Genomic DNA, 24,272 nt, shown 5'->3' on the forward strand with positions numbered 1-24,272 from the left:
GTCGTCCTCAATCGCCGGGCAGGCAATCCGAGCCCGTCCGGCGATTGGGGACACAACCCGTTGTACCCGCACCACCCCGCGTCATCAGAAGAAAGGCACTCCCCATGAGCAGCAACGAAACGCCGCGCGGCCCCATCGACTCCTCCCGCGTCCCGCGGTACGCCGGGCCAGCGACGTTCGCGCGGCTGCCCCGCCTCGACGAGGTCGGCACCGCCGATGTCGCCGTCGTCGGCGTGCCCTTCGACACGGGTGTCTCGTACCGCCCCGGTGCCCGCTTCGGCGGCAACGCCATCCGTGAGGCGTCGCGCCTGCTGCGCCCGTACAACCCGGCGCAGGACGCCTCGCCGTTCGCCCTCGCGCAGGTCGCCGACGCCGGTGACATCGCCGCCAACCCGTTCAACATCAACGAGGCCGTCGAGACGATCGAGGCCGCGGCCGACGATCTGCTCGGTACCGGCGCCCGCATGATGACGCTCGGCGGCGACCACACCATCGCGCTGCCCCTCCTTCGCTCCGTCGCGAAGAAGCACGGCCCCGTCGCCCTGCTCCACTTCGACGCCCACCTCGACACGTGGGACACCTACTTCGGCGCCGAGTACACCCACGGCACGCCGTTCCGCCGGGCCGTCGAGGAGGGCATCCTCGACACGTCCGCGCTCTCCCACGTCGGCACGCGCGGCCCGCTGTACGGCAAGCAGGACCTCGACGACGACGCCAAGATGGGCTTCGGCATCGTCACCTCCGCCGACGTCATGCGCCGCGGTGTCGACGAGATCGCCGACCAGCTGCGCCAGCGCATCGGCGACCGCCCGCTGTACATCTCCATCGACATCGACGTGCTGGACCCGGCGCACGCGCCCGGCACCGGCACCCCCGAGGCCGGCGGTCTCACCTCCCGCGAGCTCCTCGAGATCGTCCGCGGCCTGTCCTCCTGCAACCTGGTCTCCGCCGACCTGGTCGAGGTCGCCCCCGCGTACGACCACGCCGAGATCACCTCCGTCGCCGCCTCGCACACGGCGTACGAACTCACGACGATCATGTCCCGTCAGATCGCGGCGGCGAAGGGGGCCGAGGGCAAGTGACCCACGACCACCACGACGAGCGCCCGCAGCTCACCCCCGAGCAGATCGCGGCCGCGCTGAACCCGTCGGCCGGACGCAACGGCGGCGACCTCGTCGTCGAGACCCTCCAGGGCCTCGGCGCGACCACCGTCTTCGGCCTGCCCGGCCAGCACGCGCTCGGCATGTTCGACGCGCTGCGCCGCTCGTCCCTCTCGTACGTCGGCCTGCGCGTCGAGAACAACGCGGGCTTCGCCGCCGACGCGTACGGCCGGATCACCGGGGAAGTCGCCCCTCTGCTGCTCTCCACCGGCCCGGGGGCCCTCACCTCCCTCGCCGCACTCCAGGAGGCGGCGGCCGCCTCGGCGCCCGTGCTTGCCATCTCCAGCCAGATCCCGACCGCGGGCCTGGGCGGCGGGCGCCACGGTTACCTGCATGAACTCCGGGACCAGAAGGCGTCGTTCCGCGACGTCGTGAAGTCCGTCCACACGGTCCGTACGGCGTCGCAGATCCCGTCCGCGATCGCCGCCGCCTGGGAGTCCGCGCTGACGGCCCCGCACGGCCCGGTCTGGATCGAGATCCCGCAGGACGTGCTCCTGGCCGAGACCACCCTGCCGGCGGTCACCGCCATGGACGCCACGCCGAGGCCGCTCCACGCCCGCCCCGAGCTGACCGCCGTGGCGGCCCACCTGCTGGCGAACGCCGAACGGCCGGCGATCATCGCGGGCGGCGGAGTCGTACGCTCCGACGCGTCCGGCAAGCTGCTCGCTCTCGCGGAGAAGATCGACGCCCCGGTCGTCACCACGTTCGGCGGCAAGGGCGCCTTTCCCTGGGAGCACCCGCTCTCGCTCCAGTCCTGGCTGGAGGACCGTCACACGACGGACTTCCTCGAAGCGGCGGACGTCCTGCTGGTCATCGGCTCCGGACTGGGCGAACTCTCCTCGAACTACCACACGTTCAGCCCGCGCGGCCGGGTCATCCAGATCGAGGCGGACGCCGGGAAGCTGGAGTCCAACCACCCCGCGCTCGGCATCCACGCCGACGCCCGCGAGGCCCTCACCGACCTCCTCGAAGCGGTCGACCGCCGCGAGGACCCGTCGGCCGCGGAACGCGTCCGTACGGTGCTCGAAGCGGTACGCGAACGGATCGCCGGCCAGGACCTCACCCTGGAACAGCAGCTCATCGCCTCGGTGCGCGAAGCGCTGCCCGACACGTCCCCGAGCTTCTGGGACATGACGATCCTCGCCTACTGGGCCTGGTCCGCCTTCGACGCCCGCCACCCCAACACCATGCACTCGGCGCAGGGCGCGGGCGGTCTCGGCTACGGCTTCCCGGCCGCGCTCGGCGCGGCGGCGGCGGACCGTACGAAGCCGGTCCTGGCGGTCTCCGGCGACGGCGGCGCGATGTACTCGATCGCGGAACTGGCCACGGCCCGTCAGTACGACCTGCCGGTCACCTGGTTGATCATCGACGACGGCGGCTACGGCATCCTGCGCGAGTACATGACGGGTGCGTTCGGCGAGGCCACGGCGACGGAACTGTCCCGGCCGGACTTCGTCGCCCTCGCCGAGTCGTTCGGCGTACCGGCGGTCCGCACGACCCCGGAGACGCTCGCCGACGACCTGGCGAAGTCCTTCGCGGAGCCCGGTCCTTCGGTGGTCGTGCTCCCGGCACTGCTCAGGATGTTCGAGCCGACGCATCTGTAGGCCGCGACCCCACTGAGGTCCCGGGACACGGACCCGGAACCTCCCCTCGTCCGCGAGGTCCTCACCGACCTCGCGGACGAGTCGGTGCCGCTCGCCCCGAAGCCGGTGTCCCGCGTCACAACCCCGTCGTCCGGGCCGGACGCGTACAACTTTTCGGCCGCTCAGGAGTCTTCTGTGTGCCAGGTGTGCAGGGGGCGCACCACGCAGATCACTCAGGGGGAGACGTCTCATGACGGACCGGCCTCGTATTCACCGCCGCGCACACTCCGCGCTCGCCGTCACGCTCGCCGCAGGCGTGCTCGCACCCGTGGCCCTCGCAGCCACGCCCGCCGCTGCCGCGACTCCGACGGTGAGCTGTACCTCCGGCAAGGCGGGGCTCGCCGCCAAGCTGTCGAAGGACATCACCGCCGCACTCAAGGGGCGCTCGTCGACCACGGCGATCGCGCTCTACGACCGGACCACCAAGACGTCGTGCACGATGCGGTCCACGAGCAAGTACGACTCCGCGAGCGTCGTGAAGGCGACCGTCCTCGCGACGCTGCTCTGGGACAACAAGAAGCACAACCGCTACCTCACGCAGCGCGAGGTCAACCTCGCCACCGCCATGATCACCAAGTCCGACAACAACGCGACCACCAGCCTGTGGAAGCAGCTCGGCGTCACCAAGGTGAAGGCGTTCCTGAAGGCCGCGGGGATGACGCACACCGTGCCCGGCTCCGGGGGCTACTGGGGACTGACCCAGATCACCGCGCAGGACGAGCTGCGACTGCTGTCCCTGCTGACCGCGAAGAACTCCGTGCTCAGTGACAACTCGCGCGCGTACGAGCTCGGCCTGATGCGCAAGGTCATCTCCTCGCAGCGCTGGGGGACGCCCGCCGGTGCCCCGTCCGGGGTGACCGTCCAGGTCAAGAACGGCTGGCTGCCGCGCGCCACGCACGGCTGGCGGGTGCACAGCATCGGCGCGTTCACCGGGAAGGGGCACGACTACGGGATCACCGTGCTCACCCAGGACAACAAGACGATGAACGACGGCATCAACACCATCCAGGCGGTCGCCCGGGCCATCCACAAGGACCTGAACCCGGCCGCCACCGCGCAGACGACGATCGCCCCGCCGGCGAAGCCGCAGGAAGCGATTCCGGCAGTGCCCGAGGCTTCTGCGGTGCCGATGGTGACGGCCACACCGCAGCCGTAGTTCCTCGCGGATCCGGGTCCGGGCGTAGGCCGAACGGACCATCTTTGTGACGGCGGGATGAAATCCGCAGCTGACCGCGTTGGTGCCTTCCGGTAGATCAGGTCGAACGGGAGGCACCGGTGACGGACGCAGGCACGGACGCGGAGCGGCGGGGCTGGGCCCGGCGGCTGGGCGGCTACGCATGGCGCTACCGGCGCAATGTGCTGCTGGCACTCGGCTCGTCGCTCGCCGGGATGGCCGTGCTGGCACTCGTCCCGCTGATCACCAAGGTGATCATCGACGATGTCGTCGGCAACCACACCCGCTCCCTCGGAGTCTGGACCGGCCTCCTGATCGCCGCGGCCGTGCTGGTGTACATATCGACGTACATCCGCCGCTACTACGGCGGCCGGCTCGCCCTCGACGTACAGCACGATCTGCGTACCGAGATGTACGGGACGCTCACCCGGCTCGACGGGAAGCGGCAGGACGAGCTGTCCACCGGGCAGGTCGTCGGGCGCGCCACCAGCGACCTTCAGCTGATCCAGGGGCTTCTGTTCATGCTCCCGATGACCATCGGGAACGTGCTGCTCTTCCTCATCTCCCTGGTCATCATGGCGTGGCTCTCCCCGCTGCTGACACTGGTCGCGATCGCCGTCGCCCCCGCCCTCTGGTACATCGCCCGCCGCTCCCGCTCCCGGCTCTTCCCCGCCACCTGGTACGCCCAGGGCCAGGCCGCCGCAGTCGCCGGAGTCGTCGACGGGGCCGTCTCCGGGGTCCGGGTCGTCAAGGGGTTCGGGCAGGAGGAGCAGGAGACCGGCAAGCTGCGCGAGGTCGGGCGGAAGCTGTTCGCCGGGCGGCTGCGCACCATCCGGCTGAACGCCAGGTACACCCCCGCCCTCCAGGCCGTCCCCGCGCTCGGCCAGGTCGCGATGCTGGCGCTCGGCGGCTGGCTCGCCACCCGCGGCGAGATCACCCTCGGTACGTTCGTGGCGTTCTCCACCTATCTCGCCCAGCTCGTCGGGCCGGTCCGGATGCTCGCCATGGTGCTCACGGTCGGGCAGCAGGCCCGCGCCGGTGTGGAGCGCGTACTCGAACTGATCGACACCGAGCCCACCATGCAGGACGGCACGGTGGAGCTCCCGGCGGACGCCCCCGCGAGCGTCGAGTTCGACGACGTGCGGTTCGGGTACGACCCCGAGCGGCCGGTCCTCGACGGGTTCTCGCTGACCATCGAGCCCGGTGAGACCGTCGCCGTCGTCGGTGCCTCCGGCAGCGGGAAGTCCACCGTCTCCCTGCTGCTGCCCCGCTTCTACGACGTTTCGCACGGCGCCGTCCTGGTCGGCGGCCACGACGTCCGCGAGCTCACCCAGGACTCGCTGCGGGCCGCTATCGGCCTCGTACCGGAAGACAGCTTCCTCTTCTCCGACACGGTCCGCGCCAACATCGCGTACGGACACCCGGACGCCACCCAGGACCAGATCGAGCAGGCCGCCCGCGCCGCCCAGGCGGACCGTTTCATCGCCGATCTGCCCCTCGGCTACGACACCAAGGTCGGCGAGCACGGCCTGACCCTCTCCGGCGGCCAGCGGCAGCGCGTCGCGCTCGCCCGCGCGATCCTCACCGACCCCCGGCTGCTTCTCCTCGACGACGCCACCTCGGCCGTCGACGCCCGCGTCGAGCACGAGATCCACGAGGCCCTGGCGCAGGTGATGGCGGGCCGCACGACCCTGCTGATCGCCCACCGCCGCTCCACCCTCGGCCTCGCCGACCGGATCGCCGTCCTGGAGGAGGGCCGCCTCGCTGACATCGGTACGCACGAGGAGCTGGAGCGCCGCTCCCCGCTCTACCGGCGTCTGCTCACCGACCCGGACGAGCTGGGCGGCACCTCCCCGGGCCACCAGCCGGTCCTGGCGGACACGGCCGTCGAGGACGACCGGGCGCTCCAGGAGGAGCTGGAAGCCGACTTCGACGCCGAGCGCGGCATCAGCCCCGGGCTGTGGGTCCGCAAGGAGGAGCCGCGTGACACCGGCGCCGCCGGCATGCCCGCCACCCCCGAGCTGCTCGCCCAGGTCGAGGCGCTGCCCCCGGCCACCGACATCCCGGACATCGACGAGGCGCGCGCCGTGCGCGCCGAGGAGTCGTACGGGCTGCGCCGGCTGCTGCACGGCTTCGGCCTTCCCCTGCTGGTGAGCCTGACACTCGTCGCCGTCGACGCGGGCATGAGCCTGATCCTGCCGGTGCTGATCCGGCACGGCATCGACCAGGGCGTCACGCAGATGGCGCTCGGCGCGGTCTGGGCGGCCTCCGCGATCGCCCTGCTCGTCGTGCTGGCGCAGTGGGCCGCGCAGATCGGCGAGACCCGGATGACGGGCCGCACCGGCGAACGGGTGCTCTACTCACTGCGGCTGAAGATCTTCGCGCAGCTCCAGCGGCTCGGCCTCGACTACTACGAGCGCGAGCTGACCGGCCGCATCATGACCCGGATGACGACGGACATCGACGCGCTGTCCACGTTCCTGCAGACCGGTCTGGTCACGGCCTTCGTCTCGGTCGTCACGTTCTTCGGCATCATGGTCGTGCTGCTCGTCCTCGACGTGGAGCTTGCACTCGTCGTCTTCGCGACGCTTCCGGTGCTGGTCATCGGTACGTTCTTCTTCCGCCGCAAGAGCGTCAAGGCGTACGAACTGGCCCGTGAGCGGATCAGCGTCGTCAACGCCGATCTCCAGGAGTCCGTCTCCGGGCTCCGGATCGTGCAGGCGTTCCGCCGCGAGCGGGACGGCGCCGAACGGTTCGCCGACCGCAGCGACCACTACCGCGAGGCCCGGGTACGCGGCCAGTGGCTGATCTCGGTCTACTTCCCGTTCGTGCAGCTGCTGTCGTCGGTGGCCGCGGCCGCCGTTCTGATCGTGGGCGCGGGCCGGGTCGACAACGGCACCCTCACCACCGGTGCGCTCGTCGCGTATCTGCTCTACATCGACCTGTTCTTCGCGCCCGTGCAGCAGCTCTCCCAGGTCTTCGACGGCTACCAGCAGGCCACCGTCTCGCTCGGCCGCATCCAGGAACTCCTCCGGGAGCCGACCTCCACCGCCGACTCCGCGGAGCCGCTGGACGTGCTGTCGCTGCGCGGCGAGATCGCGTTCGAGAACGTGACCTTCGCGTACGGCGCCGGCGACGACGAGGAAGAGGCCCTCACCGGCATCGACCTGCGGATCCCGGCCGGCCAGACCGTCGCGTTCGTCGGCGAGACCGGCGCCGGGAAGTCCACCCTCGTCAAGCTCGTCGCCCGGTTCTACGACCCGACGGGCGGCCGGGTCACGGCGGACGGCACCGATCTGCGCCGCCTCGACCTCACCGCGTACCGGCACCGGCTCGGCGTCGTACCGCAGGAGGCCTACCTCTTCGCGGGTACGGTCCGCGACGCCATCGCCTACGGGCGGCCGGACGCCACCGATGCACAGGTGGAGGCCGCGGCCCGGGCGGTCGGTGCCCACGACATGATCGCCACGCTGGACGGCGGCTATCTGCACGAGGTCGCCGAGCGGGGCCGCAACCTCTCGGCCGGCCAGCGCCAGCTGATCGCACTCGCCCGCGCCGAACTGGTCGACCCGGACATCCTGCTGCTCGACGAGGCGACCGCCTCCCTGGACCTCGCCAGCGAGGCCCTGGTCAACCAGGCGACCGACCGGCTCACCGGCCGCCGCACCACCCTCGTCGTCGCCCACCGGCTGACCACGGCCGCCCGCGCCGACCGGGTCGTGGTGATGGACCACGGCCGGGTCGTCGAGGACGGCACGCACGACGAACTCCTCGCCGAGGAAGGGCATTACGCCGTGCTGTGGCGGACCTTCATCGGGGAGGACGAGCCCGCGGGGGTCTGACCCGGGGCGGTTCTCAGCGGATTCCTGAGATCTTGCCGGTCCGCAGGTCCGACTGAACCGTCAGACAGGTGTATGTGGGGTGCTTGCCGCCGCTCCGGGTGAGCCGCACCTTCGACCAGGTGTGTCCGGCGCCGCTGTCGCCCGCGGTGACCTTGAAGGCGAGATGCGTAGCTCGCCGGGTGCAACCTCCGGATGACCTCTCGCGTCGTACGCATGTACGCGTATGTGGCACGTTTGAGCGAGTGTGTTCGATGGGGCGGATGGGGTGGCTGGGGTGATGGGTCTGCTGGAGATCAGAGGAACCGGAAGGGCAACAAGGGGGAGCGGCGGCGGGGGGCGGCAGGCCCTGGTGCAGCTGCTCGTCCTGGCGCTGGTGAGCGCCGTCGGCCTGGTCCTCGGCGGTACCGGGGCGAGCAGCGCCGACGCCGTGTCGGCGTGCGGCGGACGGCCCGCGAAGACGGTGAAGTTCGCGACCGGCGAGCTGCGCGTCTACAGGAGCCGCGCCTACGCCTGCGCAGTCACCGTCGCCAAGAAGCCGGGCAAGCGCCGCCCGATCTCCGTCCAGCTGCAGGCACGCGGTGCCCGGCCCGTCGGCGACAGCGGCAGATACACCACGCAGGCAGGCCCGGTGACGGTGCCCGCGCTGCACCGATGCATACGAGCCGCGGGCTCGGTCTCCGGGACATCGCGCTCCACGGGCTGGATCCTCTGCTGACGCCGCCTGCCTGACGCCGGGACAACAGGGTCTGGCGGGCCGGGTGTTGCCCCCGCTAGGTTCACGACGAATGTTGTGAATCAAGGGGAGGGTGTATGCGCAAGGCGCTCAGAGGTTTCCTGTCGCTGGCGGTGCTCATAGGTACCGTGACTGCGACGGGTGCCTCGGTCGATGCGGCTACCGCCGCTGAACCGGCCGCGTTGGAGTCCGCCCAGGCCGCTGCGGGCAGTGACAGCGGTACGAGCACGGACATCAAGGACCGCATCCTGGCCATCCCGGGAATGAGTCTGATCGAGGAGAAGCCGTACGCGGGCTACCGCTACTTCGTCCTCAACTACACCCAGCCGATCGACCACCGGCATCCGTCCAAGGGCACGTTCCAGCAGCGGATCACCCTGCTGCACAAGGACACGTCCCGCCCGACGGTCTTCTACACCAGCGGCTACAACGTCTCCACGAACCCCAGCCGCTCCGAGCCGACCCGGATCATCGACGGCAACCAGGTCTCGCTGGAGTATCGCTTCTTCACCCCGTCCCGTCCGGCACCCGCCGACTGGTCGAAGCTCGACATCTGGCAGGCCGCCAGCGACCAGCACCGCGTCTTCACCGCGCTGAAGCAGATCTACTCCAAGAACTGGCTGACCACCGGTGGCTCGAAGGGCGGCATGACCGCCACGTACTTCGAGCGCTTCTACCCCAAGGACATGGACGGCGTCGTCGCGTACGTCGCGCCGAACGACGTGGTCAACAAGGAGGACTCGGCGTACGACCGGTTCTTCCGGAACGTCGGCACCGAGGAGTGCCGCGACCGGCTGAACGGTGTGCAGCGCGAGGCGCTGATACGCCGCGAGCCGCTGGAGAAGAAGTACAAGGAGTACGCCGACCAGAACGGCTACACCTTCAACACCGTCGGCTCGCTCGACAAGGCGTACGAAGCCGTCGTCATGGACTACGTCTGGGCGTTCTGGCAGTACAGCCTGCTCGCCGACTGCGATTCCATCCCGGCCGACGCCAAGACCGCCCCCGACCAGGCGATCTGGGACTCGATCGACGGCATCTCCGGCTTCTCCGCCTACGTGGACCAGGGCCTGAACACGTACACGCCGTACTACTACCAGGCGGGCACCCAGCTCGGCTCGCCGGACATCGAGCAGCCGTGGCTCGGCAACCTCAGCCGGTACGGGTACCAGCCGCCGCGCAACTTCGTGCCGCGCTCCATCCCGATGAAGTTCCAGCCGTCGGTGATGCGTGACGTCGACAGCTGGGTGAAGCACCACGCCCACCACATGCTGTACGTGTACGGGGAGAACGACCCGTGGGGCGCGGAGCGCTTCCGCCTCGGTGCGGGCGCCCGTGACAGCTACGTCTACACGGTGGCGGGCGGCAACCACGGCTCCAATGTGGCCGGTCTCGCCGCCGACGAGAAGGCGAACGCCACCGCGGCCATTCTGCGCTGGGCGGGCGTCGCCCCGGCCGCCGTGCAGTCGGACCCGGCGAAGGCGAAGCCGCTCGCTCCGTACGACGCGCGCCTCGACAAGAAGGACGTGACGAGCGAGCGCAGGCAGGGCCCCGCGCTGCGGCCGTAACAGGCCGGCACGACGTGATGAGTGCCGGGCCCGAACCGCCGCGGTTCGGGCCCGGCACGTGCGCACTCCCTTCCGTCAGTACGTCAGCCCGTAGCCGACCGGGTACAGCACCTGCGTCGGGTCACCCGCCCGCTGGACCGGGACCGGCAGCCTGCCCTGCGGTTCGGCGCGACCCGCGATCACCCTGGCGGCCGCCCGCAGTTCGACATCCGTCCAGGAGTAGGCGGCCAGGCTCGCCGCGTGGGCGGGCAGTTGGGCGATGTCGTACGGGTTGCGGATCGCGAGCGTGATCACCGGAACGCCGGTCGCCACGAGAGCGCCGACCAGGGTGCGCTGCGAATTGGTCGCCGAGACGTTGTACGTCCCCACGATCACCGCGTCCTTGCCCTGCGCGGCCGCCACCGCCTCGGCGATCTTCGCCTGGGAGGGTGCGGTGCCGGTGGACAGGGCGGTCGCCGCGTAACCCAGTTCACCGAAGGCGGTGGCGAGGGTGGTGGTCGGCGGCCCTGTGGTGCCGGACGGGGAGGCCGGATCGGCGCCGACCACCAGAAGGTTCTTGTGGGAGCGGCGGGACAGCGGCAGCACCGCACCGTTGTTGGTGAGCAGGGTGGTGGTGTGCTCGGCGATGCGGTCGGCGGCGGCGAGGTGCGCCCGGGTGCCGACGGCACGGTCCACGCCGCGGTGGGTGACGAACGGGTCGTCGAACAGCCCCAGCTTCGTCTTCAGCCGCAGGATGCGCAGGATCGATTCCTCGATCCGGGCCTCACTGACCTCGCCGCTCTTCACGGCCGCGAGGAGCGCGTTCCAGGAGACATCGAGGTTCGGCGGGTTCAGCAGCTGGTCCACGCCCGCCTGCAGGGCCAGGACGGGCACGCGTTCGTCGCCGTACTTCGTCCGTACGCCCTCCATGCCGAGCGAGTCCGTGACCACGACACCGTCGTAACCGAGCTCCTCGCGCAGGATGCCGGTGAGGATCGGCCGGGACAGTGTGGCCGGGTCCTCGGCCGGGTCGAGAGCGGGGACGACGATGTGCGCGGTCATGATCGCGTCGATGCCGGCGGCGATCGCGGCCCGGAACGGCGGGGAGTCCAGCTCGGCCCACTGCTCGCGGGTGTGGTGGATGTACGGCAGGCCGGTGTGGCTGTCGGTGTTCGTGTCACCGTGGCCGGGGAAGTGTTTGGCCGTCGAGGCGATCCCGGCGGCCTGATACCCCTTCACCTGGGCGGCGACCATCGCGGCCACGGCGGGCGGATGGGCGCCGAAGGAGCGTACGCCGATGACCGGGTTGGCCGGGTTGACATTGACATCGGCGTCCGGGGCGTAGTTCTGGTTGATGCCGATCGCGGCCAGCTCGGTGCCTGCGATCTTCCCGGCCCGGCGGGCGTCGGAGGACGAACCGCCCGCACCCAGCGCCATCGCGCCCGGCATCAGCGTGGCGGGCTCGCCGACGCGGCAGACGATGCCGTGCTCCTGGTCGGTGGAGATGAGAAGCGGCAGGGGAGTGGGGCCGGCGAGACCGGCGCGCTGGATGCCGTTGGAGAGGTCGGCGATCTGGTGCGGGTCACGGGTGTTGTGCGCCCAGGCGAAGTAGATGATGCCGCCGACGTGGTACTTGGCGATCAACTCGGCGGCGGTACGGACCCCGATCTCGGCCAGGTTGGCGTCGATGTCGGCCTGGTCGGGTTCGGTGGCGGAGTGCCCGTACACCCGCATCACGAAGAGCTGGCCGACCTTCTCCTCCAGGCTCATCCTGGAGATGAGCTGCTTGAGGCGCTCGGTGGTGGAGGCGGAGGAGGAAACGGAGGCGGCGGCGCCGGGGGCGGAGACCGCGCCGGTCGCGGCCGCTGCGACAGTCGCGGCGGTGGCGGTGAGGAGGGTGCGTCTGGAGGTGCGGTGGTGCACGTGAGCTCCTTCGGCCGTTCTCGGTGACGAGGGGATGGTGAAAGAAACTTCCAATGGTCACGGATATCCAGAAAGTAACTACCGGTCAAGAGGACAGCCCGAACTGGGCCCATCCGGCGAACGAGGACAGGCGCGGGCCGCATCCCGCGCACTCCTTTCCCCCGCGCCCCTTTCCCCCGCGCCCCTTTCACCCGCACCCCCGCACAGGCCCGACCCCTACACCAGCCCCACCCTCGCTCCCCGCCCCTGAAGGGCCGTCACCGCCGCCGTGATCGCCGGCCGCCGAGCCGCCTCCGTGCGCCACACCGCGTACAGCCTCCGCACCGGCACGGGATCGAGCCGCACCGCCACCACCCCGGCCGGCAGCGGCCCGCGCCCCAGCCGCGGGATCATCGCGACGCCGAGACCGGCGGCGAGCAGTGCCAACTGGGTGTGGTTCTCCTCCGCCTGGTGCCGGATGTCCGGCTCGTAACCCGCCGCCCGCAGCGTCCGTACGAGCCAGTCGTGGCAGACCGTCCCCGGCGGCTGGCAGATCCACCGCTCCTTCGCCAGCTCCTCGCGCCGCACCGCGTCCCGCCCGGCGAGCCGGTGGCCCTCGGGCACCAGCAGATCGCACCGGTCGTCGCCGATCACCGCCTGCGCCACGCCCTCCGGGGCAGGCAGCGGGGCGATGTCCCAGTCGTGCGCGACCGCCAGGTCGATCACGCCCTTGGCCACCAGATCGACGGACAGATGCGGATCGACCTCGGTCAGCCGGACGTCCAGAGCAGGGTGGTCCCGCTCCAGCTCGGTCAGCACACCGGGCAGCAGCCCGCGCGCCGCGGAGGCGAAGGCGCCGATCGACAGCCGCCCGGTGGGCAGCCCCCGACGCTCCTCCAGCGTCGTCTCGGCACGCTCCACGATCGCCAGCAACTGCTGGGCGGTGGCGGCGAGATGGAGTGCCTCCTCGGTGAGCGCGACACCGCGACCGCGCCGTTCCAGCAGTGTCGTGCGGGTCTCCCGCTCCAGCTTGGTGATCTGCTGGGAGACCGCCGACGGGGTGTAGCCGAGAGCTGCCGCGGCGCCCGCGACGGAGCCGTGGACGGAGATGGCGTGCAGGGCGCGCAGTCGGGACAGATCGAGCACCGGAACCTCCCGGACCTTGCCGATTCATTAGCGATGCTCAATTCCACCATGAAGAAATCCGCGCTGGTGCTACATGGTCCGGGCAGGTGATTCTCGGTTCATGCGTCCCCTTCACATAGCCCTGGCCGCCCTGGTGGCTGCCGTCTGGGGTGTCAACTTCGTCGTCATCGAGGTCGGTCTCGGGCACTTCCCGCCGCTGCTCTTCTCCGCCCTGCGCTTCCTGGTCGCCGCCCTGCCCGCGGTGTTCTTCGTCGGACGCCCCAAGGTCGCCTGGAAGTGGATCGTGGGCGTCGGACTCGTCCTCGGAGTGGCGAAGTTCGGGCTGCTCTTCATCGGCATGGACCGGGGGATGCCCGCCGGGCTCTCCTCCCTGGTGCTGCAGGTCCAGGCGGTCTTCACGGCCCTGTTCGCGGCGCTGGCGCTCGGCGAACGACCGGGCAGGGCCAGGGTGCTGGGGATGGCGGTGGCCCTCGCGGGCATCGGGGTGGCGGCGGTCGACGAGGGCGCGAGCGGCCCCGTGCTCGCCTTCGTCCTGGTGATCGCGGCGGCGGCCTGCTGGGGCGTGTCCAACGTCCTGACCCGCAAGGCCGCCCCGCCGGACTCCCTCAACTTCATGGTGTGGGTCTCGACCGTGCCCGTACTGCCGCTGCTCGGCCTCTCCCTCCTCTTCGAAGGCTGGGACCGTGACGCCGACGCGCTGGCCGCGCTGGACTGGAGCGGTGTCGGCATCATCGTGTACGTCGCCTGGATCACGACGGTCTTCGGCTTCGGGGCGTGGGGCTTCCTGCTGCGTCACTACCCGGCGTCGTCCGTGGCGCCGTTCACCCTGCTCGTGCCGGTCTTCGGGATGTCATCGGCGGCGCTGCTGCTCGACGAGTCGGTGAGCCCGCTGCGGTGGTGCGCGGCGGCGCTGCTGGTGGGCGGGGTGGCGCTGACATCTCTGGCGGGGACGCGCCGGCCGCGTCCCGCGACGACGGAGACCGCGGAACCGCAGCCGGCGGGTGCCTGAAACCGGGCACCTACTCCTTCGGCGCGCCCAGCCTCAGCAGATGGTCGCGTCCCGCGCTCAGTAGCCCGGGCAGGTCGGCCGCACCTGGGTGCCAGCGCTTCTCGTACTCCCAGCAGACCCAGCTGTCCGGGTCCAGGGTGTCCAGGCACGCCCGGAGCGGCAGCACCCCGGCCCCGAGGGGCAGCGGAGTCATATCGTCCGCCGACGCGATGTCCTTCACCTGTACGTATCCCAGGTGCGGAGCGAGAACCGCATGGCTCGCGGCCGGCTCCTCGCCGGCCAGCCAGGTGTGCATGATGTCCCACAGCGCACCGACCTGCCGGTGTCCGACCGTCCCCACGACACGGGCCACGGCGGCCCCGGCCCGGTGCGAGTCATGGGTCTCCAGGAGGATCCGTACGCCCAGATCGGCGGCGTACGGAGCGGCGGCGCCCAGCCGACGGGCGGCGTTCGCATCGGCCGTGTCCAGGTCCAGCCCGCCACCCCCGGGGAAGACCCGGACATTCGACGCGCCGAGATCCCGTGCCAGCTCCACCAGGCCGGCGAGCTCGTCCAGCACCGGCTGGTCGTCCCCCTCGGCGGCGACCCGGACGTACCCGGCGACGGTCAGGATCTCGACGCCGCCCCGCTTGAACTCATCGGCCACGTCGGCGCGTTCGGCCGGCGAGAGCCCCGGGTGCACCGGCTCCTCCGGGTGGGCGCGCAGCTCCACCCCCTGATAGCCGTGCTCGACGGCGAGCCGGATGACGTCGGAGACCGGCATCCCCGGCACTCCGAGGGTCGAGAAAGCGAGCTTCACGTGCGTTTTCCTTCCGTCGGTACGTGCCCCTGCGCCGTACGGACCGGACAGCGGCCCGCACATCATCGGCCCACGGCACGCAGTACGGGTACCCCCGACCCGGCGGCGGAACCCGGCCGGGTCACTTCCGAGGCGGCGCCGTCGACCCCCGGACCATCAGCTCCGCCGCGATCGTCGCGATGCCCCCCGGCGGCGGTGTCTCCTTGCCCATCGCCAGCCGGCCCGCCCGTGCCCCCGCCTCGAACAGCGGCAGCCGTACGGTCGTCAGCGCCGGGACCGCGTCCACCGAGAACGGCAGGTCGTCGAAGCCTGCCACGGAGATGTCCTCGGGGATGCGGAAGCCGCGGTCCCGGATCGCCGCGCTCGCGCCCAGGGCCACCGTGTCGTTGGCGGCGACGATGGCCGTCACCTCCGGTTCGCGGCGCAGGAGTTCGAGCGTCGCGTCGTAGCCGGACCGGCGGTCGTACGGTCCGTGCACGGTGAGGCGCTCCTCGTCGCCACCCAGCCCGGCATCCTGCATCGCCTCGCGGTGACCTTCCAGCCGGTGCCGGGTCGTCGTCCGCTCCAGGGGGCCCGCGACATAGCCGATCCGCCGGTGACCGAGAGAGAGCAGATGCTCGGTGAGGCGCCGGCCACCGCCCTGGTTGTCGAAGGCGAGCGCCGCCACGATCGCCTCGCCCTCCGGCAGCGGGGGCCGCCCGCACAGCACCACCCGGGTTCCCGCGTCCGCGAGTTTCGCCAGCTTCGCGTTCATCGCGGCCTGGTGCGCCGGGTCCTCCACGGCGCCGCCGGTGAGGATGACGGCTGCGGCGCGCTGGCGCTGGAGCAGGGTGAGGTAGGTGAGTTCGCGTTCGGGGGAGCCGCCGGTGTTGCAGATGACGGCGAGCTTCTCGCCCCCGGCCCGCCCGGAGCCGTCGCCCGGCCCGCCGATCTCGGTCTGCGCCGCCCCGGCCATGATTCCGAAGAACGGGTCGGCGATGTCGTTGACCAGGATGCCGACCAGGTCGGACGTGGCGGCGGCGAGCGAGCTGGCCGGTCCGTTCAGTACGTAGTCGAGGTCGTCCACGGCGCGCAGCACCCGCTCCCGGGTGGACGCCGCGACCGGGTAGTTGCCGTTGAGCACGCGGGAAACGGTGGCGGGCGACACCCGGGCGCGAGCCGCCACATCCGCCAGGGTGACTGTCATCGCTTCCTCCGAGGGTTTTGGACCGGGCCCTCTTGTCCGGGCCGCTGTCGGCAGGCTAGCGTCATACCGCATAGAAAGCGCTTGCTACGGCTGTATGGAGGAACTTCGTGACACGCAGGACAGTGCGCATCGCCATGAACGGCGTCACGGGGCGCATGGGGTACCGGCAGCACCTGGTGCGCTCGATCCTCGCGATCCGCGAGCAGGGCGGCCTCGACCTCGGCGACGGCGAGGTGCTGTGGCCCGAACCCGTCCTCGTCGGCCGCCGCGCCCACGCGCTGGAGGAACTCGCCGACCGGCACGGTCTGACCGAGTGGTCGACCGACGTCGACGCGGTCCTCGCGGACGAGTCGATCGAGATCTACTTCGACGCCCAGGTCACCTCGGCCCGCGTCGACGCGATCAAGAAGGCGATCGCCGCGGGCAAGCACATCTACACCGAGAAGCCCACCGCGACGGACGTCGGGGGCGCCCTGGAGCTGGCCCGCCTCGCCCGCGACGCCGGGATAAAGCATGGTGTCGTCCAGGACAAGATCTTCCTGCCGGGTCTGCTGAAGCTGAAGCGCCTCATCGACGGCGGCTTCTTCGGCGAGATCCTCTCCGTGCGCGGCGAGTTCGGCTACTGGGTCTTCGAGGGCGACTGGCAGGAGGCCCAGCGCCCGTCCTGGAACTACCGGGCCGAGGACGGCGGCGGCATCGTCGTCGACATGTTCCCGCACTGGGAGTACGTACTCCACGAGCTGTTCGGGCAGGTCAAGACCGTCCAGGCGCACGTCCAGACGCACATCCCGCAGCGCTGGGACGAGCAGGGGAAGCCGTACGCCGCCACCGCCGACGACGCCGCCTACGGCATCTTCCAGCTGGCGAGCGGTGCCGTCGCCCAGATCAACTCCTCCTGGGCCGTGCGCGTCAACCGCGACGAGCTCGTCGAGTTCCAGGTCGACGGAACCCACGGCTCCGCCGTCGCCGGGCTTCGCAACTGCCGTGTCCAGCACCGCTCGGCCACCCCCAAGCCGGTCTGGAACCCCGATCTCCCGGTCACCGAGTCGTTCCGCGACCAGTGGCAGGAAGTCCCCGACAACGCCGTCTTCGACAACGGCTTCAAGGCCCAGTGGGAGCTCTTCCTGCGCCACATCGTGCTCGACGAGCCGTACACCTGGGACCTGATGGCCGGCGCCCGAGGCGTGCAGCTCGCCGAGCTCGGGCTCAAGTCCTCCGCCGAGGGCCGGCGCCTCGACGTACCGGAGCTGACGCTGTGACGATCGACCTCCCGCAGGGCCCGTACGAACCCCGCACCACCCCGCTCGACCTCGCCCCGGGCGGGTCACCGCTCGCCTCCCGTACGGTCTTCTCCGCCGCGCATGTCGTCGCCGACCCGTACGCCGACGTCAGCCCCGACGGCCCCGCTGCCGTCGACTGGGACGCCACCCTCGCCTTCCGTCGCCACCTTTGGTCGCACGGTCTCGGGGTTGCCGAAGCCATGGACACGGCCCAGCGCGGCATGGGCCTGGACTGGGCGGGCGCCGCCGAGCTGATCCGCCGCTCCGCCGCCGAGGCGAAGACGGTCGGCGGCCGGATCGCCTGCGGCGTCGGCACCGACCAGCTCCCCGTAGGCCCGGCCACGCTCGCCGAGGTGAAGGCCGCGTACGAGGAACAGCTCGCCCTGGTCGAGGAGAGCGGAGCCCAGGCCATCCTGATGGCGTCCCGCGCCCTCGCCGCCGCGGCGAACGGCCCCGAGGACTACCTGGAAACGTACGCACACCTGCTGCGCCAGGCCTCGGAGCCGGTCGTCCTGCACTGGCTCGGCCCGATGTTCGACCCGGCTCTGGAGGGCTACTGGGGTTCGACGGACCTCGACGCCGCCACCGACACGTTCCTGAAGGTCATCGCGGAACACCCGGACAAGGTCGACGGCATCAAGATCTCGCTCCTCGACGCCGAGCGCGAGATCGACGTACGCCGCCGCCTTCCCAGCGGGGTGCGCTGCTACACCGGCGACGACTTCAACTACCCCGAGCTGATCGCGGGCGACGACCGCGGCTTCAGCCACGCGCTGCTCGGCATCTTCGACCCGCTCGGTCCGCTGGCCGCCCACGCGGTGCGCGTCCTGGACACCGGGGACGTCCAGGGCTTTCGTGAACTCCTCGACCCGACGGTCGAGTTGTCCCGGCACCTGTTCCGGACGCCCACCCGCTTCTACAAGACGGGCGTGGTCTTCCTCGCCTGGCTGGCCGGCCACCAGGACCACTTCACGATGGTGGGCGGCCTCCAGTCCGCCCGCTCGCTGCCGCACCTGACGAAGGCGTACGAACTTGCCGACCGGCTGGGCCTGTTCCCCGACCCGGAGTTGGCCGAATCCCGGATGCGCGCCCTGCTCACGGTCAACGGAGGTGTCCGGTGACGGACCTGTCGCGTCTGAGCATCAACCAGGAGACCGTCAAGCAGTGGTCGCTGCCCGAGCTCACCGAGGGCTGCGTCAAGGCGGGCATCGACAAGGTCGGGCTGTGGCGGGCCCCTGTCCAGGAGTACGGAGTCGGGCGCACCGCCCAACTCCTCGCCGACGCCGGGATCTCCGTCACCAGCCTCTGCAGGGGCGGCTTCTTCACCGCACTCGACCCGGCCGAACGGGCCCGCGCCCTGGACGACAACCGCGCCGCGATCGACGAGGCTGCGTCCCTGTCCACCGACACCCTGGTCCTGGTCTCCGGCGGCCTCCCGGCAGGCAGCCGCGACCTCCACGGCGCCCGCGAACGCATCGCGGAAGCGCTCGCCGAGCTGGGCCCGTACGCACAGGAGCAAGGCGTCCGCCTGGCGATCGAACCGCTGCACCCGATGTTCGCCTCGGACCGTTGCGTCGTCTCCACCCTGTCCCAGGCCCTGGACATCGCCGAGCGCTTTCCGGCGGAGCAGGTAGGCGTGGTCGTCGACACGTACCACATCTGGTGGGACGACCAGGCAGCCGCACAGATCGCCCGGGCCGGTGCGGACGGCCGTATCCACTCGTTCCAGCTGGCGGACTGGATCACCCCGCTCCCGGCGGGCGTACTGGTCGGACGGGGTCAACTCGGCGACGGAAGCGTCGACTTCCGCGCATTCCGCGAGATGGTCGAGGCCACCGGCTTCACCGGTCCGATCGAGGTGGAGATCTTCAACGAGGGCCTGTGGGCGCGGGACGGCGCCGAAGTTCTCGCGGAGGTCGCGGCCCGGTACGTCGAGCACGCCTGCTGAGAGCGGGTGCGAGGCGGTCGGGCAAAGAGATCGCAAAGGCGTGCAACCCTTTGGTGGCCTGCCCGGTCGTATCTTGCGTCGGGCGCTTCCGGGGAGGGATCCGGGGGGATCGGGAAGCCCTGATGAGGGTGGGGGAAAGCGAGAGGGGCCCGGTCTTCGACCGGGCCCCATTTCGCTTTACCGGGCCTGTTCCGTTCGTCTCCTGCAACCGGCCGGCCCGGACCGGGCCGGTTCGGTAGCCGTCAGGACCGGCTTCGGCGCCGGCTGATCAGTAGGCCGAGTTGACGTTGTCTATCGAGCCGTAGCGGTGGGCCGCGTAGTTGCAGGCGGCGGTGATGTTGGCGACCGGGTCGTAGATGTTCCACGAGGTGCCGGGGACGTGGTACGTCTTGAAGGTCGGGTCGATGACCTGGAGCAGGCCCTTGGACGGGATGCCCTTGGCGGCGTTGGAGTCCCAGTTGTTGATGGCGTTCGGGTTGCCGCTCGACTCGCGCATCAGGTTGCGGTAGATGCCGTTGTAGGAGCCCGGGATGCCCTTGGCCTGCATGATCTCCAGCGACTGGTTGATCCAGGTGCTGACGTTGCCGGTGGACTGGGCGGGGGTGGCGGCCGAGGCGGCCGGAGCACCGGCGACGGTGCAGGCCGCGATCGCGGTACCGGCGGTGACCATGCCCAGCGTGATCTTCTTGATCTGGGTCATGTGAGCGAACTTCTTGGACATCGCGGAGATCTGCATCGGAATTACCTCTCCCGTGGGGATGCCAAGAATTGTTAAGCGAGTTCAAACTTCCGGTCAATGACCCTCCTTACTATCGGAATACGTACAGGGATGGGCAACAGTGGATAAAATTGCCGCAAACAGGCCACAGAGCGGGCTTTTTGTCCTACTAAGTCGCATCATGGTGATGCGCGTCATATCACCCACATCACACGACAGAAGAGTCAAATCGGACTAAAACGGACATGGGTATATCGGTCCCGCACCACACGAAGAAAGCCTGCTATTCGTCCACGTGTAATGAATGGAAACGGGGCGTAATAAAAATCCGTCGGCCCATTCGGGGCGGCCGGGGGAGCCAGTCCTGGGCGCGCGACCGGCGGCGAGGGAGGGGCCCGGAGTCGGTGACTGCGCGTGTGGAGTGTCGGTGGCGCCCGATACCGTCGGTCCATGTCCAACATGGCCGTCCTCGAAGGGGTCCTGGAGCGGATCACCTACGCCAACGAGGAGAACGGGTACACGGTCGCCCGCGTCGACACGGGGCGCGGTGCCAACGATCTGCTGACCGTCGTCGGCTCGCTGCTCGGCGCGCAGGTCGGGGAGTCGCTGCGGATGGAGGGGCGCTGGGGGTCGCACTCCCAGTACGGCAAGCAGTTCACGGTGGAGAACTACACGACCGTGCTGCCCGCCACGATCCAGGGCATCCGCCGCTATCTCGGCTCCGGACTGATCAAGGGCATCGGCCCGGTGATGGCCGACCGGATCACCACCCACTTCGGCGTCGACACGCTCGACATCATCGAGCAGCAGCCGAAGCGGCTCGTCGAGGTCCCCGGGCTCGGGCCGAAGCGGACGAAGATGATCGCCGCCGCCTGGGAGGAACAGAAGGCGATCAAGGAGGTGATGGTCTTCCTCCAGGGGGTCGGCGTCTCCACCTCCATCGCCGTCCGTATCTACAAGAAGTACGAGGACGCGTCGATCTCCGTCGTCAAGAACCAGCCCTACCGGCTGGCCGCAGACGTCTGGGGCATCGGCTTCCTCACCGCCGACAAGATCGCGCAGGCGGTCGGTATCCCGCACGACAGCCCGGAGCGGGTCAAGGCCGGCCTGCAGTACGCGCTGTCGCAATCCACCGACCAGGGTCACTGTTTCCTCCCGGAGGAGCGGCTGATCGCCGACGCGGTCAAGCTGCTCCAGGTCGATACGGGGCTGGTCATCGAGTGCCTCGCGGAACTGGCCGAGGATCCGGAGGGGGTTGTACGGGAGAAGGTGCCGTCGCCCGAGGGCGGCGAGCCGATCACCGCCATCTACCTCGTACCGTTTCACCGTGCCGAGGTCGCCCTCGCCGCCCAGGTGCAGCGGCTGCTGCGGACGCCCGAGGACCGGATGCCCGCCTTCCAGGACGTGGACTGGGGCAAGGCGCTGACATGGCTGGCGGGCCGTACAGGGGCGACGCTCGCCCCCGAGCAGGAGGCCGCCGTCCGGCTCGCGCTCAGCCGGAAAGTGGCCGTGCTGACCGGCGGACCCGGCTGCGGGAAGTCGTTCACCGTTCGCTCCATCGTCGAGCTGGCCCGTGCCAAACGCGCCAAGGTCGTTCTGGCCGCGCCCACCGGGCGGGCGGCGAAACGGCTGTCCGAGCTGACCGGGGCCGAGGCGTCCACCGTGCACCGGCTGCTGGAGCTCAAGCCGGGCGGGGACGCGGCGTACGACCGGGACCGTCCGCTGGACGCCGATCTGGTCGTCGTCGACGAGGCGTCGATGCTCGATCTGCTGCTGGCCAACAAACTTCTGAAGGCCGTGGCACCCGGTGCCCATCTGCTGCTCGTCGGGGACGTCGACCAGTTGCCGTCGGTCGGCGCGGGGGAGGTGCTGCGCGATCTGCTCGCCGAGGGCGGCCCCGTTCCGGCGGTCCGGCTGACGACGATCTTCCGCCAGGCCCAGAAGTCCGGCGTCGTCACCAACGCGCACCGGATCAACTCCGGAGTGCCGCCCCTCACTCAGGGCCTCGACGACTTCTTCCTCTTCGTCGAGGACGAGACGGAGGAGGCGGGTGTGCTCGCGGTGGACGTCGCGGCCCGCCGTATCCCGGCCAGATTCGGCCTCGACCCCAGGCGTGACGTGCAGGTCCTCGCCCCCATGCACCGCGGCCCGGCCGGTGCCGGGCACCTCAACGGCCTGCTGCAACAGGTCATCACCCCGGGCCGCCCCGACCTGCCCGAGAAGCGGTTCGGCGGCCGGGTCTTCCGTGTCGGCGACAAGGTGACTCAAATCAGAAACAACTATGACAAGGGGGAGAACGGCGTCTTCAACGGCACGGTGGGCGTCGTCACTTCGCTCGACCTGGACGAGCAGAAACTGACGGTCCTCACGGACGAGGACGAGGAGATCCCGTACGACTTCGACGAGCTGGACGAGCTGGCCCACGCGTACGCCATGACGATCCACCGTTCCCAGGGCAGCGAATACCCGGCCGTCGTCGTCCCCGTCACCAAGAGCGCCTGGATGATGCTCCAGCGAAACCTGCTGTACACGGCTGTGACGAGGGCCAAGAAGCTCGTCGTGCTGGTCGGCTCACGGCAGGCGATCGGACAGGCGGTCCGGACAGTTTCCGCAGGCAGACGCTGTACGGCGCTGGATTACCGGTTGCGCGGAGGGTCCGGCGGAGGATCCCCGGAAAAAATGATCGATCAAATCGGTGGGAAACATCACGGAGGCCTTCCGGAACCGGAGTCAAGGGGGCAGGATGAGTAAGTTCGCGGCACTGAGTGCCGTGAGTAGGTCCAATGGACGACCCCGAGTGCACTCTCCTGAGCCAAATGGGGGAGGGTGGAGACAGTCAGGGAACCTCGAAGAAGAGGCACTACGTCGGTGAGGGATGACGTGAGCGACAACTCTGTAGTACTGCGGTACGGCGATGACGAGTACACCTACCCGGTGATCGACAGCACCGTCGGCGACAAGGGCTTCGACATCGGGAAGCTCCGTGCAAATACCGGCCTGGTGACGCTGGACAGCGGATACGGCAACACCGCCGCATATAAATCCGCCATCACCTATCTCGACGGTGAGCAGGGCATCCTGCGGTACCGCGGCTATCCCATCGAGCAGCTCGCCGAGCACTCGTCGTTCCTCGAGGTCGCGTACACCCTCATCAACGGTGAGCTTCCGAAGGTCGACGAGCTGTCGACCTTCAAGAACGAGATCACCCAGCACACGCTGCTGCACGAGGACGTCAAGCGGTTCTTCGACGGCTTCCCGCGCGACGCCCACCCGATGGCCATGCTGTCCTCGGTCGTCAGCGCGCTGTCCACGTTCTACCAGGACAGCCACAACCCGTTCGACGAGGAGCAGCGTCACCTCTCGACGATCCGTCTGCTGGCCAAGCTGCCGACGATTGCCGCGTACGCGTACAAGAAGTCGATCGGGCACCCCTTCGTCTACCCGCGCAACGACCTCGGGTACGTCGAGAACTTCCTGCGCATGACCTTCTCGGTCCCCGCCCAGGAGTACGAGCTGGACCCGGTCGTCGTCTCCGCGCTCGACAAGCTGCTCATCCTGCACGCGGACCACGAGCAGAACTGTTCGACCTCCACCGTGCGCCTGGTCGGTTCCTCGCAGGCGAACATGTTCGCCTCGATCTCCGCCGGCATCTCGGCACTGTGGGGTCCGCTGCACGGTGGCGCCAACCAGTCGGTGCTGGAGATGCTCGAGGGCATCCAGGCCAACGGCGGCGATGTCGACTCCTTCATCCGCAAGGTGAAGAACAAGGAGGACGGCGTCCGGCTGATGGGCTTCGGCCACCGCGTCTACAAGTCCTTCGACCCGCGCGCCAAGATCATCAAGGCCGCGGCCCACGACGTGCTGTCCGCGCTCGGCAAGTCCGACGAGCTGCTCGACATCGCGCTCAAGCTGGAGGAGCACGCGCTCTCCGACGAGTACTTCGTCTCGCGCAACCTCTACCCCAACGTGGACTTCTACACCGGTCTGATCTACCGGGCCATGGGCTTCCCGACCGAGATGTTCACCGTGCTCTTCGCGCTCGGCCGACTCCCCGGCTGGATCGCCCAGTGGCACGAGATGATCAAGGAGCCGGGTTCCCGCATCGGCCGCCCGCGCCAGATCTACACCGGTGAGGTCCTGCGCGACTTCGTCCCGGTCGAGGGTCGCTGAGCTTCGTAGCACCCC

Annotated in this window: 17 protein-coding genes; 12 read left to right on the forward strand and 5 right to left on the reverse strand. The window is 69.9% G+C overall.

Going from position 1 to position 24,272, the window contains the following annotated elements:
• Positions 1 to 104: 104 nt before the first annotated feature.
• The 6 genes from speB to OHA03_RS19305 all read left to right on the forward strand — a co-directional run bounded on the left by speB (position 105) and on the right by OHA03_RS19305 (position 10,120).
• Positions 105 to 1,082, forward strand: coding sequence for an agmatinase (speB, locus tag OHA03_RS19280; protein ID WP_030970834.1), 978 nt, complete (start codon positions 105 to 107; stop codon positions 1,080 to 1,082).
• Positions 1,079 to 2,764, forward strand: coding sequence for a thiamine pyrophosphate-binding protein (locus OHA03_RS19285; protein ID WP_267005063.1), 1,686 nt, complete (start codon positions 1,079 to 1,081; stop codon positions 2,762 to 2,764). Before speB ends, OHA03_RS19285 begins: the two co-directional genes overlap by 4 nt.
• Positions 2,765 to 2,993: 229 nt before the next feature.
• Entirely contained in the window at positions 2,994 to 3,959 is a 966-nt protein-coding gene (locus OHA03_RS19290) for a serine hydrolase (RefSeq protein WP_267005064.1), read from the forward strand.
• Positions 3,960 to 4,078: 119 nt separating this feature from the next.
• Entirely contained in the window at positions 4,079 to 7,819 is a 3,741-nt protein-coding gene (locus OHA03_RS19295; RefSeq protein ID WP_267005065.1) for an ABC transporter ATP-binding protein, read from the forward strand.
• Positions 7,820 to 8,096: 277 nt separating this feature from the next.
• On the forward strand, positions 8,097 to 8,534 hold the full coding sequence (locus OHA03_RS19300; RefSeq protein ID WP_267008097.1) for a hypothetical protein: 438 nt from the start codon (positions 8,097 to 8,099) through the stop codon (positions 8,532 to 8,534).
• Between the two features lie 95 nt (positions 8,535 to 8,629).
• Entirely contained in the window at positions 8,630 to 10,120 is a 1,491-nt protein-coding gene (locus OHA03_RS19305; protein ID WP_267005066.1) for a S28 family serine protease, read from the forward strand.
• 75 nt (positions 10,121 to 10,195) lie between these two features.
• Here OHA03_RS19305 and OHA03_RS19310 read toward each other — a convergent pair whose 3' ends face one another.
• Positions 10,196 to 12,022 (reverse strand): glycoside hydrolase family 3 protein, encoded by a 1,827-nt coding sequence (locus tag OHA03_RS19310; protein WP_267005067.1) that lies wholly within the window; start codon positions 12,020 to 12,022, stop codon positions 10,196 to 10,198.
• A gap of 216 nt (positions 12,023 to 12,238) precedes the next feature.
• The gene (locus OHA03_RS19315) at positions 12,239 to 13,147 is read right to left on the reverse strand and encodes a LysR family transcriptional regulator (protein ID WP_267005068.1); all 909 of its coding nucleotides are present in this window, start codon (positions 13,145 to 13,147) and stop codon (positions 12,239 to 12,241) included.
• 100 nt (positions 13,148 to 13,247) lie between these two features.
• Between OHA03_RS19315 and OHA03_RS19320 the strand changes: the two genes are divergently transcribed.
• Positions 13,248 to 14,156, forward strand: a complete 909-nt coding sequence (locus OHA03_RS19320; RefSeq protein WP_267005069.1) for an EamA family transporter — start codon at positions 13,248 to 13,250, stop codon at positions 14,154 to 14,156.
• A 10-nt stretch (positions 14,157 to 14,166) separates the two neighbouring features.
• Here OHA03_RS19320 and OHA03_RS19325 read toward each other — a convergent pair whose 3' ends face one another.
• Entirely contained in the window at positions 14,167 to 14,955 is a 789-nt protein-coding gene (locus OHA03_RS19325; protein ID WP_267005070.1) for a sugar phosphate isomerase/epimerase, read from the reverse strand.
• A gap of 121 nt (positions 14,956 to 15,076) precedes the next feature.
• Positions 15,077 to 16,141 carry a LacI family DNA-binding transcriptional regulator gene (locus tag OHA03_RS19330; RefSeq protein ID WP_267005071.1) on the reverse strand — a complete coding sequence of 355 codons (1,065 nt, stop codon included), beginning with the start codon at positions 16,139 to 16,141 and terminating at the stop codon, positions 15,077 to 15,079.
• Between the two features lie 107 nt (positions 16,142 to 16,248).
• Here OHA03_RS19330 and OHA03_RS19335 point away from each other — a divergent pair, with 107 nt between their 5' ends.
• The 3 genes from OHA03_RS19335 to OHA03_RS19345 are packed head-to-tail and all read left to right on the forward strand — an operon-like array spanning position 16,249 to position 19,369.
• Positions 16,249 to 17,400 carry a Gfo/Idh/MocA family protein gene (locus OHA03_RS19335; protein ID WP_267005072.1) on the forward strand — a complete coding sequence of 384 codons (1,152 nt, stop codon included), beginning with the start codon at positions 16,249 to 16,251 and terminating at the stop codon, positions 17,398 to 17,400.
• Complete coding sequence (locus OHA03_RS19340; RefSeq protein ID WP_267005073.1) at positions 17,397 to 18,542, forward strand: dihydrodipicolinate synthase family protein; 1,146 nt, start codon at positions 17,397 to 17,399, stop codon at positions 18,540 to 18,542. Before OHA03_RS19335 ends, OHA03_RS19340 begins: the two co-directional genes overlap by 4 nt.
• Entirely contained in the window at positions 18,539 to 19,369 is an 831-nt protein-coding gene (locus OHA03_RS19345; protein WP_267005074.1) for a sugar phosphate isomerase/epimerase, read from the forward strand. The genes OHA03_RS19340 and OHA03_RS19345 overlap by 4 nt, the downstream gene beginning before the upstream one ends.
• A 268-nt stretch (positions 19,370 to 19,637) precedes the next feature.
• On the opposite strand, the gene OHA03_RS19350 is transcribed toward OHA03_RS19345, so the two are convergent.
• Positions 19,638 to 20,105, reverse strand: a complete 468-nt coding sequence (locus OHA03_RS19350) for a transglycosylase SLT domain-containing protein (RefSeq protein ID WP_267005075.1) — start codon at positions 20,103 to 20,105, stop codon at positions 19,638 to 19,640.
• 432 nt (positions 20,106 to 20,537) lie between these two features.
• On the opposite strand from OHA03_RS19350, the gene OHA03_RS19355 reads away from it, so the two are divergent.
• Positions 20,538 to 22,838 (forward strand): ATP-dependent RecD-like DNA helicase, encoded by a 2,301-nt coding sequence (locus OHA03_RS19355; protein WP_267005076.1) that lies wholly within the window; start codon positions 20,538 to 20,540, stop codon positions 22,836 to 22,838.
• 129 nt (positions 22,839 to 22,967) lie between these two features.
• The gene (locus tag OHA03_RS19360; RefSeq protein ID WP_030935925.1) at positions 22,968 to 24,257 is read left to right on the forward strand and encodes a citrate synthase; all 1,290 of its coding nucleotides are present in this window, start codon (positions 22,968 to 22,970) and stop codon (positions 24,255 to 24,257) included.
• Positions 24,258 to 24,272 lie beyond the last annotated feature (15 nt).

It is taken from the genome of Streptomyces sp. NBC_00154, from assembly GCF_026342835.1.
In the GTDB taxonomy this organism is placed as follows: domain Bacteria; phylum Actinomycetota; class Actinomycetes; order Streptomycetales; family Streptomycetaceae; genus Streptomyces.